17 protein-coding genes are annotated in these 16,466 nt (G+C 64.8%); 9 read left to right on the top strand and 8 right to left on the bottom strand.

Going from position 1 to position 16,466, the window contains the following annotated elements; genetic code table 11:
* Positions 1-61: 61 nt before the first annotated feature.
* The 3 genes from ASG39_RS01490 to ASG39_RS01480 form a co-directional block, all read right to left on the bottom strand.
* A complete protein-coding gene (locus ASG39_RS01490) occupies positions 62-1,261 on the bottom strand; it encodes a YbfB/YjiJ family MFS transporter (RefSeq protein WP_244481094.1) in 1,200 nt (399 codons plus the stop codon).
* On the bottom strand, positions 1,261-2,010 hold the full coding sequence (gene map, locus ASG39_RS01485) for a type I methionyl aminopeptidase (protein WP_062592132.1): 750 nt from the start codon (positions 2,008-2,010) through the stop codon (positions 1,261-1,263). Before map ends, ASG39_RS01490 begins: the two co-directional genes overlap by 1 nt.
* A 136-nt stretch (positions 2,011-2,146) precedes the next feature.
* Complete coding sequence (locus tag ASG39_RS01480) at positions 2,147-3,205, bottom strand: LLM class flavin-dependent oxidoreductase (RefSeq protein ID WP_062593303.1); 1,059 nt, start codon at positions 3,203-3,205, stop codon at positions 2,147-2,149.
* Between the two features lie 208 nt (positions 3,206-3,413).
* On the opposite strand from ASG39_RS01480, the gene xdhA reads away from it, so the two are divergent.
* The 3 genes from xdhA to xdhC all read left to right on the top strand — a co-directional run bounded on the left by xdhA (position 3,414) and on the right by xdhC (position 8,145).
* Positions 3,414-4,922 (top strand): xanthine dehydrogenase small subunit, encoded by a 1,509-nt coding sequence (xdhA, locus tag ASG39_RS01475; protein ID WP_062592130.1) that lies wholly within the window; start codon positions 3,414-3,416, stop codon positions 4,920-4,922.
* 62 nt (positions 4,923-4,984) lie between these two features.
* Positions 4,985-7,324 (top strand): xanthine dehydrogenase molybdopterin binding subunit, encoded by a 2,340-nt coding sequence (gene xdhB / locus ASG39_RS01470; RefSeq protein ID WP_062592128.1) that lies wholly within the window; start codon positions 4,985-4,987, stop codon positions 7,322-7,324.
* A complete protein-coding gene (xdhC, locus tag ASG39_RS01465; protein WP_062592126.1) occupies positions 7,321-8,145 on the top strand; it encodes a xanthine dehydrogenase accessory protein XdhC in 825 nt (274 codons plus the stop codon). Before xdhB ends, xdhC begins: the two co-directional genes overlap by 4 nt.
* On the opposite strand, the gene ASG39_RS01460 is transcribed toward xdhC, so the two are convergent.
* Positions 8,121-8,333, bottom strand: a complete 213-nt coding sequence (locus ASG39_RS01460; protein ID WP_062592124.1) for a hypothetical protein — start codon at positions 8,331-8,333, stop codon at positions 8,121-8,123. The genes xdhC and ASG39_RS01460 overlap by 25 nt on opposite strands.
* Before the next feature lie 98 nt (positions 8,334-8,431).
* Here ASG39_RS01460 and ASG39_RS01455 point away from each other — a divergent pair, with 98 nt between their 5' ends.
* The 6 genes from ASG39_RS01455 to ASG39_RS01430 all read left to right on the top strand — a co-directional run bounded on the left by ASG39_RS01455 (position 8,432) and on the right by ASG39_RS01430 (position 13,904).
* Positions 8,432-9,352, top strand: coding sequence for a LysR substrate-binding domain-containing protein (locus tag ASG39_RS01455; protein WP_062592122.1), 921 nt, complete (start codon positions 8,432-8,434; stop codon positions 9,350-9,352).
* A 31-nt stretch (positions 9,353-9,383) separates the two neighbouring features.
* On the top strand, positions 9,384-9,614 hold the full coding sequence (locus tag ASG39_RS01450; protein ID WP_200943850.1) for a DUF4160 domain-containing protein: 231 nt from the start codon (positions 9,384-9,386) through the stop codon (positions 9,612-9,614).
* On the top strand, positions 9,586-10,062 hold the full coding sequence (locus ASG39_RS01445; protein WP_082476829.1) for a DUF2442 domain-containing protein: 477 nt from the start codon (positions 9,586-9,588) through the stop codon (positions 10,060-10,062). Before ASG39_RS01450 ends, ASG39_RS01445 begins: the two co-directional genes overlap by 29 nt.
* Positions 10,063-10,131: 69 nt before the next feature.
* The gene (locus tag ASG39_RS01440) at positions 10,132-11,370 is read left to right on the top strand and encodes a urate hydroxylase PuuD (protein WP_062592118.1); all 1,239 of its coding nucleotides are present in this window, start codon (positions 10,132-10,134) and stop codon (positions 11,368-11,370) included.
* Positions 11,367-12,677, top strand: coding sequence for a guanine deaminase (gene guaD, locus ASG39_RS01435; protein ID WP_062592116.1), 1,311 nt, complete (start codon positions 11,367-11,369; stop codon positions 12,675-12,677). Before ASG39_RS01440 ends, guaD begins: the two co-directional genes overlap by 4 nt.
* A gap of 93 nt (positions 12,678-12,770) precedes the next feature.
* Positions 12,771-13,904: an alpha-hydroxy acid oxidase gene (locus ASG39_RS01430; RefSeq protein WP_062592114.1), complete on the top strand. Its 1,134-nt coding sequence runs from the start codon at positions 12,771-12,773 to the stop codon at positions 13,902-13,904.
* 6 nt (positions 13,905-13,910) lie between these two features.
* Here ASG39_RS01430 and uraH read toward each other — a convergent pair whose 3' ends face one another.
* From uraH to puuE, 4 genes are all read right to left on the bottom strand, one after another.
* Entirely contained in the window at positions 13,911-14,273 is a 363-nt protein-coding gene (uraH, locus tag ASG39_RS01425) for a hydroxyisourate hydrolase (RefSeq protein ID WP_062592112.1), read from the bottom strand.
* Between the two features lie 81 nt (positions 14,274-14,354).
* On the bottom strand, positions 14,355-14,861 hold the full coding sequence (locus ASG39_RS01420) for an ureidoglycolate lyase (RefSeq protein ID WP_062592110.1): 507 nt from the start codon (positions 14,859-14,861) through the stop codon (positions 14,355-14,357).
* The gene (uraD, locus tag ASG39_RS01415) at positions 14,858-15,418 is read right to left on the bottom strand and encodes a 2-oxo-4-hydroxy-4-carboxy-5-ureidoimidazoline decarboxylase (RefSeq protein ID WP_244481093.1); all 561 of its coding nucleotides are present in this window, start codon (positions 15,416-15,418) and stop codon (positions 14,858-14,860) included. Before uraD ends, ASG39_RS01420 begins: the two co-directional genes overlap by 4 nt.
* Positions 15,415-16,341 (bottom strand): allantoinase PuuE, encoded by a 927-nt coding sequence (puuE, locus tag ASG39_RS01410; protein ID WP_062592108.1) that lies wholly within the window; start codon positions 16,339-16,341, stop codon positions 15,415-15,417. The genes uraD and puuE overlap by 4 nt, the downstream gene beginning before the upstream one ends.
* Between the last annotated feature and the right edge of the window lie 125 nt (positions 16,342-16,466).

The raw sequence follows: 16,466 nt of genomic DNA, 5'->3' as shown, positions 1-16,466 counted from the left end.
CAATTGCCCGAGCTTCACAATCGCGGCTTCGTCAGGTTACTTGGAATTAATGAGCCGCGCCTCATAGCCCCGACGCCCTGCGGATGCCGCGGCGCTCGGCAAAGACGATCATCGCACAGAGGATCAGAACCCCGCTTGCGATCAGCGTCGGCAGCGTGAAGCTGCCCGTCATCCCGGCCAGCCAGCCGGCGACGAGCGGGCCGATGATCTGTCCGATGCCGAAGGCGGCGGTCATCACGGCAAGCGCCCGGCGCTGGCTTCCCGGTGCGAGAGCGCGGCCGATCTGCAGACCGAAGGCGGTGATCATGACGAAGGTCGCGCCCAGCAGCAGCCCGCCGGCAAGGGGCGCCGCCGGAAACGGCAGGGCGACCGTGAGGATCAGGCCGAGAGCCTCCACCACGAGCCCGATGAGATACACGCCGACGATGCCGAAGCGCGGCACCGCGCTGCGCCAGGCCGCAACGGACACGGCGGCGCTCAGACCCGTGACGAGCCAGGAGAGGAACTCGATCGTATGATCGACGGCGCCTGCCCGGGCCATGGCGACGAGGAAGGTCGCCGTGATGACATAGCCGAAGCCGAACAGGCCATAGGTCAGGGTCAACGCCGTAAAGGGTCGCGTCCACACGAGCGGCGGCTCCGCCACCGGCACCGTGCCTGAGGTCGCGGTTCCCTCGGGCAGAAGCAGCGCCACGCAGGCGGTGCCGAGCAACGACAGGAAGGCACCCGCAAACCACGCCTCTCGCCAGTTCGCGAGCGCTTCGCCCTGGCCGGACGGCAAGAGCCAGACCATCAGCGACGAGGCGGCGATGCCGAGACCGACGCCCGCGAAATGCAGGGACTGGACATGGGATTTGCCGGCCGCAGCACCCCTGGTGAGCACGATCTGGGAGATCATGATCATGGTGAAGGCGCTGGCCATGCCGGCGAGAAAGCGGATGAGAGCGAACAGGAGCACGGAGTTCGTCATGCCCATGGCGCAGAGGAGCAGCGTCGTGGCGACCAGCATGCCGAGCCCGATCACCCGCTCGCGCCCTTGCGCGAAAGAGAGGCCGGCCAGCACGGCACCGAGCAGATATCCGAGGAAATTGGCGGCGGCGATTACCCCGGCCTCGCCGGGGGTCAGCGGAATGTCGAGCATCATGCCGGGCAGGATCGGCGTATAGGAGAACCGTCCGAAGCCCATGGCGACCGCCATCGCGATCGCACCGGCCAAAGCCGTGGCCAGGAGCCTCAGATCCGATCGGCGCGGTTTCAGCATCAGCCGGGCAGCGTGACGACGAGAGGGCCGTTGCGGGTGACGACGACCGTGTGCTCGTACTGCACCGTCGGCGCGCGCGGCTCGCTATAGAGCGTCCAGGCATCGTCGCCGCCTTCGGCGAACTGCCCGCCCATCGACAGGAAGGGCTCGATGGTGAACACCATCCCGTCCTCCATCCGCCGCTTCTCGTGCTTGTCCGGCCAGGTGGAGATCTCGGTCGGCTCCTCGTGCAGCGAGCGGCCGACGCCGTGGCTCGCGAGGTTGGAAATCAGCGTGTAGCGGTTCTTGCGGGCAAAGGCGCCGATCGCGTTGCCGATGGAAGCCAGCGGCTTGCCCGCCTTGACCTCGTTCAGCCCCACCCACATGGCCCGCTTGCCGTCGCGGCAGAGCCGCTCGGTCGCGCGCGCGACAGGCGGCACGGCAAAGGACGCACCGGTATCGGCAAACAGCCCGCCCTTTTCCGCGGAGACGTCGATGTTGACGAGGTCCCCCGCCGCGATGACGCGCGCACCGGGAATGCCATGCGCGACCTCCTCGTTGACGCTGATGCAGGTGGCGCCGGGAAACCGGTAGGACAGCTCCGGCGCCGACCGCGCACCTTCGGCCTCCAGCGCCTTGCGGCCGATGAGGTCGAGTTCGGCCGTCGTCATTCCCGGCTCAAGGGCGGCGCCCATGATCTGCAGCGTATTGGCGCAGATCCGGCCGATCTCCTTCAGGCGTTCGAGATCGTCGTCATTTTCAAGAGTCATGATCGTTCATATCCGAAGTCTGATCCGGCGCGTCAGGGTTGGAAGCCACGACGCGCCGGCAAAAACGCAAACTTATCTTTTCCGCTTCCCGCCTGCAAGGAAGGCAGGTTGCCCGCGGCATGCGGCTGACACGGGCTCAGACGGCGCTCGCCGCCCGTGCCGCATCCTCGGCGATCCCGGCGCGCACGAGCGGCGCGACCTTCGTGCCGTAAAGCTCGATCCCACGCATGATCTGCTCGTGCGGCATCGGGCCGATCGCCATCTGCAACAGAAAGCGGTCGTTCCGGAAAATCCGGTGATGCCGGACGATCTTTTCCGCGACCGTTTCGGGATCGCCCAGAAACAGATTGCCCCGCGGGCCGATCGCCTGGTTGAAATGCGCCCGGTTCGTCGGCCCCCAGCCGCGCTCGCGGCCGATCCTGTCCATCACCTCAGCCTGCGGCCCGTAGAACTGGTCGGCTGCAGCCTGCGTCGTATCGGCGATGAACCCGTGCACGTTGATGCTGGTTTTCAGCCCCGTGGCCGGCTGCCCCGCCCGCCGGGCGGCTTCCCGGTAGAGATCGAACAGCGGCGCATAGCGCGCCGGCTCGCCGCCGATGATGGCGAGCGCCACCGGCAGGCCGAGCGCACCGGCGCGCGCAACCGACTGCGGCGTGCCGCCGACGGCCACCCACAGCGGCAGCGGCGCCTGCAACGGCCGGGGATAGACGCCGCGATCGTGCAGCGCCGCCCGCTTTTCGCCATCCCATGTCACGATCTCGCCGCTGCGCAGCGCCATCAGCAGGTCGAGCTTTTCGGAGAACAGGTCGTCGTAATCCTCCAGCGGATAGCCGAACAGCGGAAACGATTCGATGAAGGAGCCGCGTCCCGCCATGATCTCGGCGCGACCGCCCGAGAGAAGATCGAGCGTCGCAAACTGCTGGAACACGCGCACCGGATCGTCCGAGGAGAGCACGGTGACCGCACTGCTCAGCCGGATGCGCTTGGTGCGCGCCGCCGCCGCCGCCAGCACCACGGCCGGCGACGAGACGACATAATCGGCGCGGTGATGCTCGCCGAGCCCGAAGACGTCCAGCCCGACCTGATCGGCAAGCTCGATCTCGTCCAGCAGATTTTTCAAGCGGCGTTCGCCCTCGCGGCCCTTTTCGGCGGCTTTGGGATCGACATCGCCGAAGGTATAGAGACCGAGTTCCATGATGTGTCCGTCCTGATGAAGCTGTTTCACCACACATAATCATCGCAAGCGCTTTTTCCCACAGCCAAAGGCGGAGACGCTGTGTTTACAGCCACGCGCGGCGTTTTGCTTTCGGATGCCCACAGCCGGCGGGCGAGCAGACTGCCAAAAGCAATTGTCAGCCGGCTGTCTTTGCGCTTAGTCTTGCCCGTCAAGACAAGGGGTCCTTATGACCAGCACCACCCGAACCGCCCAATCGACCGCCAAATCTTCCTCCGGCAGCATCCGCTTCCTGCTCAACGACCGCGACATTGATCTGACGAGCGTGGCGCCGACGGCAACGCTGCTCGATTTCCTGCGGCTGGAACGTCGATTGACCGGCACCAAGGAAGGCTGCGCCGAGGGCGATTGCGGCGCCTGCACGGTTCTTGTCGGGCGTCTGGTCGCGGGAGACCTCGTTTATGAAGGCGTCAACGCCTGTATCCGTTTCGTCGGTTCGCTGAACGCCACCCATGTCGTCACCGTCGAGCATCTGGCCGCGCGCGACGGCACGCTGCATCCGGTGCAGCAGGCGATGGTGGATTACCACGGCTCGCAATGCGGTTTCTGCACCCCCGGTTTCGTCATGTCGCTGTACGGCCTCTGGCTGTCGAAGGACAATCCCGGCCGCGCCGATATCGAAAAGGCGCTGCAGGGCAATCTCTGTCGATGCACCGGCTACGAGCCGATCGTGCGCGCGGCCGAAGCCGTCGCCACCGCCCGGCCCGATGCCGTGTTCGATCCGATCCTGAAAATGCGCGCGCGCGTGATCACCTTCCTCTCGGGCCTGCCCACCCGCGAAACCATCGTGCTCGGCCCGCCCGAGGCCCGCCTCGTCGTGCCCGGCTCGGCGCAGGCGCTGGCCGAAACGCTGGCCGAATATCCGCAGGCCACTGTTGTCGCGGGTTCGACCGATGTCGGATTGTGGGTGACGAAGCAGATGCGGCCGATCAACCCCGTCATCTTCATCAACGGCCTGTCGGATCTGCAAGCGATCACCGAGACGCCCGACGGCATCACCATCGGCGCCGGCGTCACCTATTCGCGCGCCTTTTCCACCCTCGCGCGCCGCCTGCCGCCGCTTGGCAAACTGCTCGACAGGCTGGGTGGCGATCAGGTGCGCAACATGGGCACCATCGGCGGCAACATCGCCAACGGATCGCCCATCGGCGACACGCCGCCGCCTTTGATCGCGCTCGACGCCACCGTCACGCTCCGCTCCGTCTCCGGCACGCGCACCGTGCCGCTGCAGGATTATTTCATCGCCTATGGCCGGCAGGACCGCCATCCGGGCGAGTTCGTGGAGAGCGTTTTCGTGCCGACGCTGCCGGCAGACGAGCACTTCGCGGTCTATAAAATCTCAAAACGCCGCGACGAGGACATCTCCGCGCTCTGCGCCGCCTTCCGTCTCTCGGTGTCCGGGGAAGGCCTCGTCACATCCGCCCGCATCGCCTTCGGCGGCATGGCCGGCACGCCGAAGCGCGCCACGGCGGTCGAAAATGCGCTGATCGGCAAGCCCTGGAGCGAGGACACCGTCACCGCCGCCCGCCCGGCCTTCGACGTCGATTACCAGCCTCTCAGCGACTGGCGCGCCACCAGCGCCTATCGCGCGCTGACCGCCAGGAACCTGCTGTTGCGGTTCTATCTGGAAACATCGGGCGCGCCGGCGGAACTGGTGCGCTTCGAAGCCGCGGAATGAGGTTTCGCGGTTCGGTTCGGTGCCGCTAATGAATAAAGGCCGCAAGGTCAAGGAGACGCATCATGGACAGCTCGACCTTCGAGGAGCGCAAGATCATCCGCGGCGGCATGCACCGGAACCTGCGCCATGACAGCGCGCACAAGCATGTGGCGGGCAGTGCCGACTATATCGACGACATGCCCGAGCCGGCGGGAACGCTGCACGCGGCCCTCGGCCTGACCGACCGCGCCCATGCCGAGATCGTCTCGATGGATCTCGACGCCGTCGAAGCCTATCCCGGCGTCGTCTGCGTTCTCACCGCGCGCGACATGCCGCATTCCAACGACATCAGCCCGAGCCACCTCGATGACGAACCGGTGCTGGCGGATGGCTGTGTCGAATTCCACGGCCAGGCCGCTTTCGCCGTCATCGCCGAAACGCGCGACGCGGCCCGCCGCGCCGCTCGTCTTGCAATAATCACCTACAACGACCTGCCGCACGCGATCGACCTGACGGACGCGCGCGCGGCCGGCGGAAAACTCGTGACCAAGCCGCTGACCCTGTCGCGCGGCGATGCCGCCAGCGAAATGCAGAACGCGCCGCACCGCGTGAAAGGCGAGATGCGCATCGGCGGGCAGGAGCATTTCTATCTTGAAAGCCACATCGCCTTTGCCATTCCCGGCGAAGACGACGACATCACGGTCTGGTCCTCCACCCAGCATCCGAGCGAAATCCAGCACATGGTCGCCCATGTGCTCGGCGTCCCCTCCAATGCGGTGACCGTCCAGGTCCGCCGCATGGGCGGCGGCTTCGGCGGCAAGGAAACGCAGGGCAACCAGTTCGCGGTCATCGCCGCCGTCGCCGCGAAGAGGCTGAACCGCCCGGTCAAGTTCCGCCCCGACCGCGACGAGGACATGGCCTGCACCGGCAAGCGCCACGACTTTCTGGTCGAGTACGATGTCGGCTTCGATGACGACGGTCGCATCCATGCGGTAGACGCAACATTTGCCGCCCGCTGCGGCTATTCTTCCGATCTCTCCGGCCCGGTCACCGATCGCGCCCTCTTCCACGCGGATGGCGCCTATTTCTATCCGCATGTGCGCCTAACCTCCGAGCCGCTGAAGACCAACACGGTGTCCAACACCGCCTATCGCGGTTTTGGCGGACCGCAGGGCATCGTCGGCGCCGAACGCATGATCGAGGAAATCGCCTATGCGCTCGGCAAGGACACGCTCGAGATCCGCAAGCGGAACTTCTACGGCGAAAAGGGCTCCAGCCGCGATCTCACGCCCTATCACCAGCAGATCGAGGACAATGTCATCGGCAAGCTCGTGGCCGAACTGGAAGAGAGTGCCGACTACCAGGCGCGCCGCGCCGACATTCTCGCCTTCAACGCGCAAAGCCGCATCATCCGCAAGGGCATTGCGCTGACGCCGGTCAAGTTCGGCATCTCCTTCACCATGACCGCCTTCAACCAGGCGGGCGCGCTCGTGCATGTCTATCAGGATGGCTCGATCCACCTGAACCATGGCGGCACGGAAATGGGCCAGGGGCTCTACATCAAGATCGCGCAGGTGCTGGCCGACAGCTTCCAGGTCGATATCGACCGGGTGAAGATCACCGCGACGACGACGGGCAAGGTGCCGAATACGTCGGCCACCGCCGCCTCCTCCGGCACCGACCTCAATGGCATGGCCGCGGCCGATGCCGCCCGCCAGATCAAGGACCGGCTCGTCGCCTTCGCCGCCGAGCGCTGGCAGACGACGCCGGACAAGATCTCCTTCGTGCCGAACCATGTCCAGATCGGCGAGGAGCGCGTGCCCTTCAACGATCTCGTCAAGCAAGCCTATTTCGCCCGCATCCAGCTCTCTGCCGCGGGCTTCTACAAGACGCCGAAGATCCACTGGGACCGCAATACCGGGCGCGGCACGCCCTTCTATTATTTCGCCTATGGCGCCGCCGTCTCGGAGGTCTCGATCGACACGCTGACCGGCGAATATATGGTGGACCGCGTCGATGTGCTGCACGACGTCGGCCGCTCGCTCAACCCGGCGATCGACATCGGCCAGATCGAAGGCGGCTTCGTGCAGGGCATGGGCTGGCTGACGACGGAAGAGCTCTGGTGGGATGCCAAGGGACGTCTGCGCACCCACGCGCCTTCCACCTACAAGATCCCGCTCGCCTCCGACCGGCCTAAAATCTTCAATGTCAAACTGGCGGACTGGAGCGAAAACGGTGAGGAGACCATCGGACGCTCCAAGGCCGTGGGCGAGCCGCCGTTCAACCTGCCGATCTCCGTGCTCGAAGCCATCTCGATGGCGGTCGCGAGCGTCGGCGACTATCGTCGCTGCCCCCGCCTCGATGCGCCCGCCACGCCGGAACGCGTGCTGATGGCGGTCGAGCGCATGCGTGTCCCTTCATGAAATATGTGGTCGGCAGCCTGCAGGCGTTTCTGGCCCGCGAGGCACAGATCGTTCTGGTGGAGGTGGCGGAAACGCGTGGCTCGACCCCGCGCGAGACGGGCGCCTTCATGCTCGTTTCGCCGACCGACGCCCACGGCACCATCGGCGGCGGCCAGATGGAGCACATGGCAATCGACCACGCCCGCGCCATGCTGGCGGGCATTGCGGCGGACACCCGTCTTGACATCCCCTTGGGGCCCGAGATCGGCCAATGCTGCGGCGGCCGGGTCGCCTTGTCGTTCCGCCGGCTCGACGCGCCGGCCCGCGACGACCTCGACGCGATGCTGAACGCCCGTATCAACGGTTTCCCCGAAGTCTGGCTGTTCGGCGGCGGCCATGTCGGCCGGGCGTTGGCGGACGCGCTGGTGCTGCTGCCGGTGCGCACCTTCGCCGTGGAGACGCGCCGGAACGAACTCGACCTGATGTCATCTGGTACCAGCCCGCGGCTGACCGCGATGCCGGAAGCCCTGGTCAAGGACATCGCTCCCGGCAGCGCGGTGATCATCGTCACGCATGACCACGCATTGGATTTTCTGATCGCACGGGAAGCCCTTGCCCGCACCGACCTTGCCTATACCGGCATGATCGGCTCGAAGACCAAGCGCGCGACATTCGCCAGCTGGGCGCGCGACGAAGGGCTTGAGGACGCCGCCCTCTCCCGCCTGGTCCTGCCCATCGGCGGCAAGACGGTGAGCGACAAGCGCCCGGCCGTCATCGCCGCGATGACGGCCGCCGAGGTGCTGGTCGCCCTCGACGCCTACCGCCGCTCCGCCGCCTCGTAGCGCGGATCTCGTCCATCGAGAAAGCCGAGATCGCGCTGGAGATGCTCCGGCATGCTCTCGAGGTCGAGCCGCGGATAGCGTGCCGGCAAGAACCGCGCGAGCACGGCCTTCGTTCGGCGCAGGACCAGACGAACGGCATTCTCTTTCGGGGTCTGCAGGGGGATCCGATGTGTCGTCTGCGGGCGCATGGCATCACCATTGTCTCAGGGAATGGCTTGCATCATCGGCTCGCGCGTGCTCGAAATCCAATCGAACATCCGCCTGCCGCCATCAAGAGAACTGATCCATGAAGATGTCCCGACAGGTCCCGCTCAATGCCCTGCGCGTCTTCGAGGCGGTCGCGCGCCTGTCGAGTTTTACCCGCGCCGGCGAGGAACTGGGCCTCACCCAGACCGCCGTCAGCTACCAGATCAAGCTGCTTGAAGAGAACATCGGCGAACCCCTCTTCCTGCGCCGCCCCCGCCAGATCACGCTGACGGAGACCGGCGAACGGCTGCTGCCGAAAGTGAGCCAGGGGTTCGATCTGTTGGGAGAGGCGGTCGTGGCGGCGCGGCGTGCGTCGAGCGAGATTCTCATCCTGCATTCCACACCAACCTTCGCCCAGCAATGGCTGACGCGACGCCTCGGCACCTTCCAGTTCCGCCATCCGCAGATCGCCGTCCGGCTCGTCACAGGCGCGCGCATCGTTGATTTTCATACGGAAACCGCCGATATCGCCATTCGCTGGGGCACGGGGGATTGGCCGGGTCTGATCAGCCAACACCTGATGCGCCTCGATTTCGCGCCGATCCTCAGCCCGGCGCTGGCAGAAACGCATGGCGGCATCCGCGAGCCCGCCGACTTGCTGAAGCTGCCGCTCATCAGCCCGTCCGATCCGTGGTGGAAGCACTGGTTCAAGGCCGCCGGCGTCCCCGATCCGAACCTCGACACCCTGACGCCGAACGATTTTGGCGTTCAGACCTTCGACGCGGCCGCCGCCATGGCCGGACAGGGCGTCGCGATCGTCAATCCCGCCCACTATGCCGACGACATCGCCGCCGGACGCCTCATTCTTCCTTTCGACCTCCTGTGCAACGATGGCCGTGACTACTGGCTTGCCTATGCCGAGAGTCGCCGCAACGTTCCGAAGATCCGTGCATTCCGGGACTGGATTTTAGAGGAGTTTGCAGGAGCAGATGCTTGCTCAAAGACGGAAAAGTGCATATAGTGCACTTATGTGAGAGAGGGCAGCGCTCGCCATGCCGACATTGGTGATGCTTGGCTCGGTGAAGATCCAGATATTCGCCGACGATCATCACCCGCCGCATTTCCATGCCTCTTCACCAGACCACGACATCCTCATCGCCATATCCGACTTCCAGATCGTGGCGGGGCAGATGCGGGCACGGGATTTGCGGGCGGTGCTCACATGGGCAGCGGACAACAGGCAGAGACTTCAGGATGAATGGACCAGACTTAACCAGCGTTGACGATGACGACATCATAGGCTTCGAAAAGCCGCTCCCGCGCATCCGGTCAGCCACGCCGCTAGACGCGCGGCGGGTGGAGATCGTCTGGGCTGGCGGCGACAGCGAGATCGTTGATCTGACACCGGCCTTGGCCAGCAAGCCGATCTTTCTCAGGCTCAGGACCGACAGCGCGCTGTTTGCGACAATGCGCGTGAGCAGCTACGGCAGCGCGCTGGAATGGGACGACGGCTCGGAATTGACGGCCCATTGGATTCGCCGGCTTGGCCCTGCCACCATCGACAACACGGCTTTTCGAAATGCCATGACGGATCTTGGCATGAGTCTCGACGGAATGGCGGCCGCGCTCGAAATCTCACGCCGCCTCGTTGCGGATTACCGCAAAGACAAGCCGATCCCCCGCCACATCGCACTCGCCACCAAATATCTTGTCGAGCACGCGGATCTTTAGGAAGCCGCCCCTTCCCTCACCGTCAAAATTTTCGCAATGTGACAATCGGGGGGCATGAAAGGGACAGAGATGTACGAATACGCCATCGTCTGGGAATGGCTGACCTTTGCCGTGCGCTGGCTTCACGTGATCACCGCCATCGCCTGGATCGGCTCCTCCTTCTATTTCATCGCGCTCGATCTCGGGCTGGTCAAGCGGCCGCACCTGCCGGTCGGGGCCTATGGCGAGGAATGGCAGGTTCATGGCGGCGGTTTCTACCATGTCCAGAAATATCTGGTCGCACCGGCCACGATGCCGGAACACCTGACCTGGTTCAAATGGGAGGCCTACACCACCTGGCTCTCCGGCTTCGTCCTGCTCTGTCTGGTCTACTATGGCGGTGCCGATCTGTTCCTGGTCGATCGCCACGTCCTCGACGTCTCCTCCACGACCGCGATCCTCCTGTCGCTCGCCTCCCTCGGTATCGGCTGGATCTTCTACGACCTCTTGTGCAAGTCACCGCTCGGCAAGAACACTTGGACGCTGATGGGCCTGCTCTATGTCGCGCTGGTCGCCATGGCGTGGGGCTACACGCAGATCTTCACCGGCCGCGCCGCCTTCCTGCATCTCGGCGCCTTCACGGCCACCATCATGTCGGCCAACGTCTTCTTCATCATCATGCCCAACCAGCGCATCGTGGTGGCGGACCTCATCGCCGGACGCACGCCGGACCCGAAATACGGCACGATCGCCAAGCAGCGCTCGCTGCACAACAACTATCTGACGCTGCCCGTCATCTTCTTCATGCTGTCGAACCACTATCCGCTGGCCTTCGCCACGGCCTATAGCTGGATCATCGCGGCACTCGTCTTCCTCATGGGCGTCACCATCCGCCACTGGTTCAACACCACCCATGCACGGAAGGGCAGACCGACATGGACATGGCTCGTCACGATCCTGCTCTTCATCCTCATCATGTGGCTTTCCACAGCGCCGAAGCTGCCGGGCCCTGCAGGAGAAACCGCCGCCGTCTCCCCCGCCTTTACCCGCTTTGCCGAAAACGCGCATTTCCCTGCGGTGCGCGGCACGGTCTCGACCCGCTGCTCCATGTGCCACGCGGCCGAACCGGTCTATGAAGGGCTGGTCCGCCCGCCAAAGGGCGTGGTGCTCGAAAATGACGGCGAGATCGCGGCCCATGCCCGCGAGATCTACCTCCAGGCCGGACGCAGCCATGCCATGCCGCCCGGCAACCTGACCGACATGACGGCAGACGAACGCGCGCTGATCGCCGCCTGGTTCGAAAGCGCCGCGGGAACCGCAACACGATGACCTCAATGCTTCTTCGCGGCCGAACCCTGACGTTCCGCCGCCGCCCCGTGTCGATGGACGACACGCAAGCCTATCTCTACGAGACCGACGGCGCCCTGCTGTTGCGGGACGGCCTGATCGTCGCCAGCGGGCCCTACGATGCGGTGCGCGCGCAGGCGCCCGACGATGTCGTCGAGATCGACCACCGGCCACATCTCATCCTGCCCGGCTTCATCGATACCCACGTCCATTTTCCCCAGATGCAGGTGATCGGCTCCTATGCCGCCAATCTGCTGGAATGGCTGAACACCTACACGTTTCCCGAGGAATGCCGCTTCGTGGAAACGGCGCATGCCGCGCGCATTGCTGTCCATTTCTTCGACGAGATGATCCGCCACGGCACGACGACCGCGGTCGCCTACTGCTCCGTCCACAAGGCCTCGGCCGACGCATTCTTCACGGAAGCCATGAAGCGCGACATGCGCATGATCGCCGGCAAGGTGATGATGGACCGCAACGCACCGCAGGGCCTGCTCGACACGCCCCAAGTCGGCTATGACGAGACGCGGGCGGTCATCGCCGAATGGCACGGCAAGGGGCGCAATCACGTCGCCATCACCCCCCGCTTCGCCATCACCTCGACACCGGAACAGATGTCGGCCGCGCAGACGCTCGCAGCCGAGTTCCCGGACCTGCACATCCAGACGCATCTCTCGGAAAACCGCGACGAGATCGACTACACGCTTTCGCTCTATCCGAATGCCGCCGACTACACCGATGTTTACGCGAACTACGGTCTCATGGGTCCCAAATCCCTGTTCGGCCACGCCATCCATCTGTCGGAGCGCGAGCGGGACGTGATGAGCGAGACCGGCTCGGTCGCCGTGCACTGCCCCACCTCCAATCTCTTCCTCGGCTCCGGCCTGTTTCCGCTGAAGGAACTGGCGCGGCGGGAAAAGCCGGTGCGCATCTCTGTCGCCTCCGATATCGGCGGCGGATCGAGCTATTCCATGCTGCGCACCATGGACGAGGCCTACAAGATCCAGCAATTGCTGGGCGAGCGGCTGAATCCGTTCGAGAGCTACTACTATCTGACGCGCGGCAATGCCGAGGCGCTCTTCCTGTCCGACCGGATCGGCACGCTGGAACCGGGAACCGACGCCGATCTCATCGTGCTCGACATGGCGGCGACGCCGGCCATGGCATTGAAGGCCGAGGTCGTGGCCTCGCTTTCCGACGAACTCTTCCTCCTGCAGACCATGGGCGACGACCGGGCGGTGGTGGAGACCTATGTCGCCGGCCGGGCCGCAAAAACCACGCTCGGATAACTGGTCAATAAAATTGACCAGTTGCACGCCTGACGCTTAACGCCCGGCCTCCAGCATGCTAGGACGAAGGCAATACCTCTTGCGGAGCCGCCCATGCCGTCCCTCGAAATCAGCGATCTGAAAGCTTTGGCGAAACGCCGCGTGCCAAAAATGTTCTTCGACTATGCCGATAGCGGCGCCTGGACCGAGGGCACCTATCGCGCCAATGAGACGGACTATCAGAAGATCAAGCTGCGCCAGCGGGTGCTGGTCGACATGACCAACCGGTCGCTCGCCACCACCATGATCGGGCAAAAGGTCTCGATGCCGGTGGCGCTTTCGCCGACCGGGCTCACCGGCATGCAGCATGCCGATGGCGAGATGCTGGCGGCGCAGGCGGCGGAAGAATTCGGCGTGCCCTTCACCCTGTCGACCATGAGCATCTGCTCGATCGAGGACGTCGCCTCGGTCACGACCAAACCGTTCTGGTTCCAGCTCTACGTCATGAAGGACCGCGATTTCGTCCGCAATCTCATCGACCGCGCCAAGGCCGCGAAGTGCTCGGCGCTGGTGCTGACGCTCGACCTGCAGATCCTCGGGCAGCGACACAAGGACCTGCGCAACGGCCTCTCCGCGCCGCCGAAGTTCACCCCCAAGCACATCTGGCAGATGGCGACGCGGCCCGGCTGGTGCCTGAAGATGTTGAAGACCCAGCGGCGCGGCTTCGGCAACATCGTCGGCCATGCCAAGAACGTCTCGGACCTCTCTTCCCTGTCGGCCTGGACGGCGGAGCAGTTCGACCCGAAACTCTCCTGGGACGACGTCGCCTGGATCAAGCAGCTCTGGGGCGGCCCGCTGATCCTCAAGGGCATCCTCGATCCGGAAGATGCCCGCATGGCAGCGAAAACCGGAGCGGATGCGATCATCGTCTCCAATCATGGCGGACGCCAGCTGGACGGCGCCGCATCCTCGATCGCCATGCTGCCCCGCATCGTCGATGCGGTCGGCGGCGACATCGAGATCCATATCGACGGCGGTATCCGTTCCGGGCAGGATATCCTGAAGGCCGTGGCGCTCGGCGCACAGGGAACCTATATCGGCCGCCCGTTCCTCTACGGTCTCGGCGCCGGCGGCAAGACCGGCGTGCTGCTGGCGCTCGAAATCCTGCGCAAGGAGCTCGACATCACCATGGCGCTCTGCGGCAAGCGCGACATTCTGGACGTCGACAGCAATATTCTCGACGTCTGAAGCCGGTCAACTTCCCCGATAGGTCGAGTAGCTGAAGGGCGAGAGCAGCAGCGGCACATGATAATGTGCCGCGGGGTCGGCAATCCCGAAGCGCAGCGGGATCATGTCGAGAAAGGGCGGATCGGACAGCGCCGTGCCGCTCGACTTGAGATAGTCGCCGGCGTGGAAGACGAGCTCATAGGTCCCGCGCAAGAGCGCATCGCCTTCGAGAAGCGGCGCGTCCACCCGGCCATCGCTGTTCGTCGCGACGATCTTCAAGAGCGTGCGCCCCTCACCCTCGATGTGGAACAGCGCGATCTGCAAACCGGCCGCGGGACGGCCGAGCGCCGTGTCGAGAACATGCGTTGTCAGGCGGCCCGTAGCGGACATGATGACCTCTTTTCGATGAACCCGACGGGACCGTTCCCGCAGGGCCTGAGACTGTGGTTGCCAAATGAACGAGATCAGCCCTCAGGGCATCGATGAAGCCGCGATCGTGAACGGCGTTTCGAAGAAGACCTCTTCCAGATTGGGCTCGCGCCCCTCGCGATCGACCACGAGGAAATCGCTGACGGCACCGACGGCGACCAGGGGATGATGCCAGACGTTTCGGCCATATTGCACGCCCTGACGGCCCGAACAGGCAAAGACCCGGAGACGACCGGGCCGGCCATTCTCGTCCTCCGCCGCGACAGCAAGCCAGGAGCGGTTGTCGAGCGGAACGAAACTCTGGGAGCCCCACGGGTGCCGCTCCATCATATCCACCGCATAGGGAAAGAGCCGGGGCTGTCCGCGAAAGATGCTGATGATCACGCGGGCATCCTCACCGGCAGCCTCCGTCGTGCTCAAGGCATGAAACCGCTCCGTCGTCCCGCCATTGATGAGCCGCATCGTTGCCGGATCGGCCTCGATGACGCTGCCGAACGGCGCGAAGGCTTCCGCCGTCAGCGGCTCGATGGGCAGGACCAGACCGCTCATGCACCCGACCCAGACGCAGGCGCAGATCCAGGCCCAGATCCGAGCCCCGGTCCGGCAAGAAGCGCGTCCAGCCGCAGCCGGGCGATCGTCTCGACCTCGGCCGTGGCGGTCGCGAACTCCTCGTCCGGCGTGTTGTCCAGCCGCGCTTCGAAGGCCGCGAGAATGTCGTCTTTCGTCTTTCCGCGCACCGCGATGATGAAGGGAAAGCCGAACTTGTCGGTATAGATCGCATTGCAGGTGGTGAAGCGGGCGTGCTCGTCCGGCGTCAGCCGATCGAGACCGGCCGAGGCCTGTTCCGCCTTGCTGTCGGCGGTCAGCCCGCCGGCGATCGCCAGCCGTCCGGCGAGATCGGGATGGGCGCGCAGCACCTGCAGCCGCTTTTCCGGCGATGCTGCCCGAAACGCCCGGACCATGGCCGCATGCACGGTGGCGGCCGTCAGCGGCCCCTCCGCCAGATCGTCGAGCGCGTCCTCGGCGACCCATTGCGAATGCTCGAAAATCCCGCCGAACCGGGCAATAAACGCCTGCCCTTCCGCGCTGTCTCTGGCGATGCTCACAGGCCGCCCTCCGGCTTGTGATGCGCATGCCAGTGATGCGCGATATCGATCCGCTTGGCGATCCAGACCTTTTCCTTCGACAGCACGTAATCGACAAAGCGCGCCAACGCCGCCGCCCGTCCGGGCCGCCCGACGAGACGGCAGTGGAGGCCGATATTCATCATCTTCGGGCTGCCCTCGGCACCCTCCTCGTAGAGCACGTCGAACGTATCCTTCAGATAGGTGAAGAACTGGTCGCCGGAATTGAAACCCTGCGGCGTGGCGAACCGCATGTCATTGGCATCCAGCGTGTAGGGAATGATGAGATGCGGCGTCTCCGGCGTTTTGCCCGGCACCCAGTAGGGCAGCTCGTCGGCATAGCTGTCGGAGGAATAGAGGAAGCCGCCCTCCTCGATGACGAGCTTCAGGGTGTTGTCCGAAGGCTTGCCCTGATAGAGTCCGAGCGGGTGCGAGCCGGTCAGCTCCGTGTGCAGGCGCACGGCGTCCCGTATATGGCGGCGCTCCTCCTCCTCGGTGAAGTCCTTGTATTCGAGCCACCGATAGCCGTGGCTGGCGATTTCCCAGTCGGCTTCCTTCATGGCGGCGACGGCGTCGGGATTGCGGGCCATCGCCAGCGTCACACCATAGACCGTGACCGGCACGTTGCGGCTGGTAAACAGGCGCCACAGCCGCCAGAATCCGGCGCGCGACCCATATTCGTAGATGGATTCCATGTTGAGGTTGCGCTGCCCCGGCCAGGGCTGCGCGCCGACGATCTCCGACAGCAGCGACTCGGAGGCCTTCTCGCCATCCATGATCGTGCTCTCGCCACCTTCTTCATAGTTGACGACGAACTGAACGGCGATCCGCGCCTCCCCGGGCCAGTGAACCTCGGGCAGGTGACGGCCATAGCCGACGAGATCGCGCGGTGTCGAAAAATCCATGTCGTACCCTCTTTGCCGCCAAACGGTACCATCCGAAACGGGAAAGTCGAGGCATAAAGATCGATATCGACAGGCGTAACGAGCCGGTCGTCGCGCCCTGCACGCTGCGGACGCGGCGCGGCTCT

It is taken from the genome of Rhizobium sp. Leaf371 (assembly GCF_001424045.1).
Lineage (GTDB): Bacteria > Pseudomonadota > Alphaproteobacteria > Rhizobiales > Rhizobiaceae > Ferranicluibacter.
This window is presented reverse-complemented; position numbering and strand designations above follow the sequence as displayed.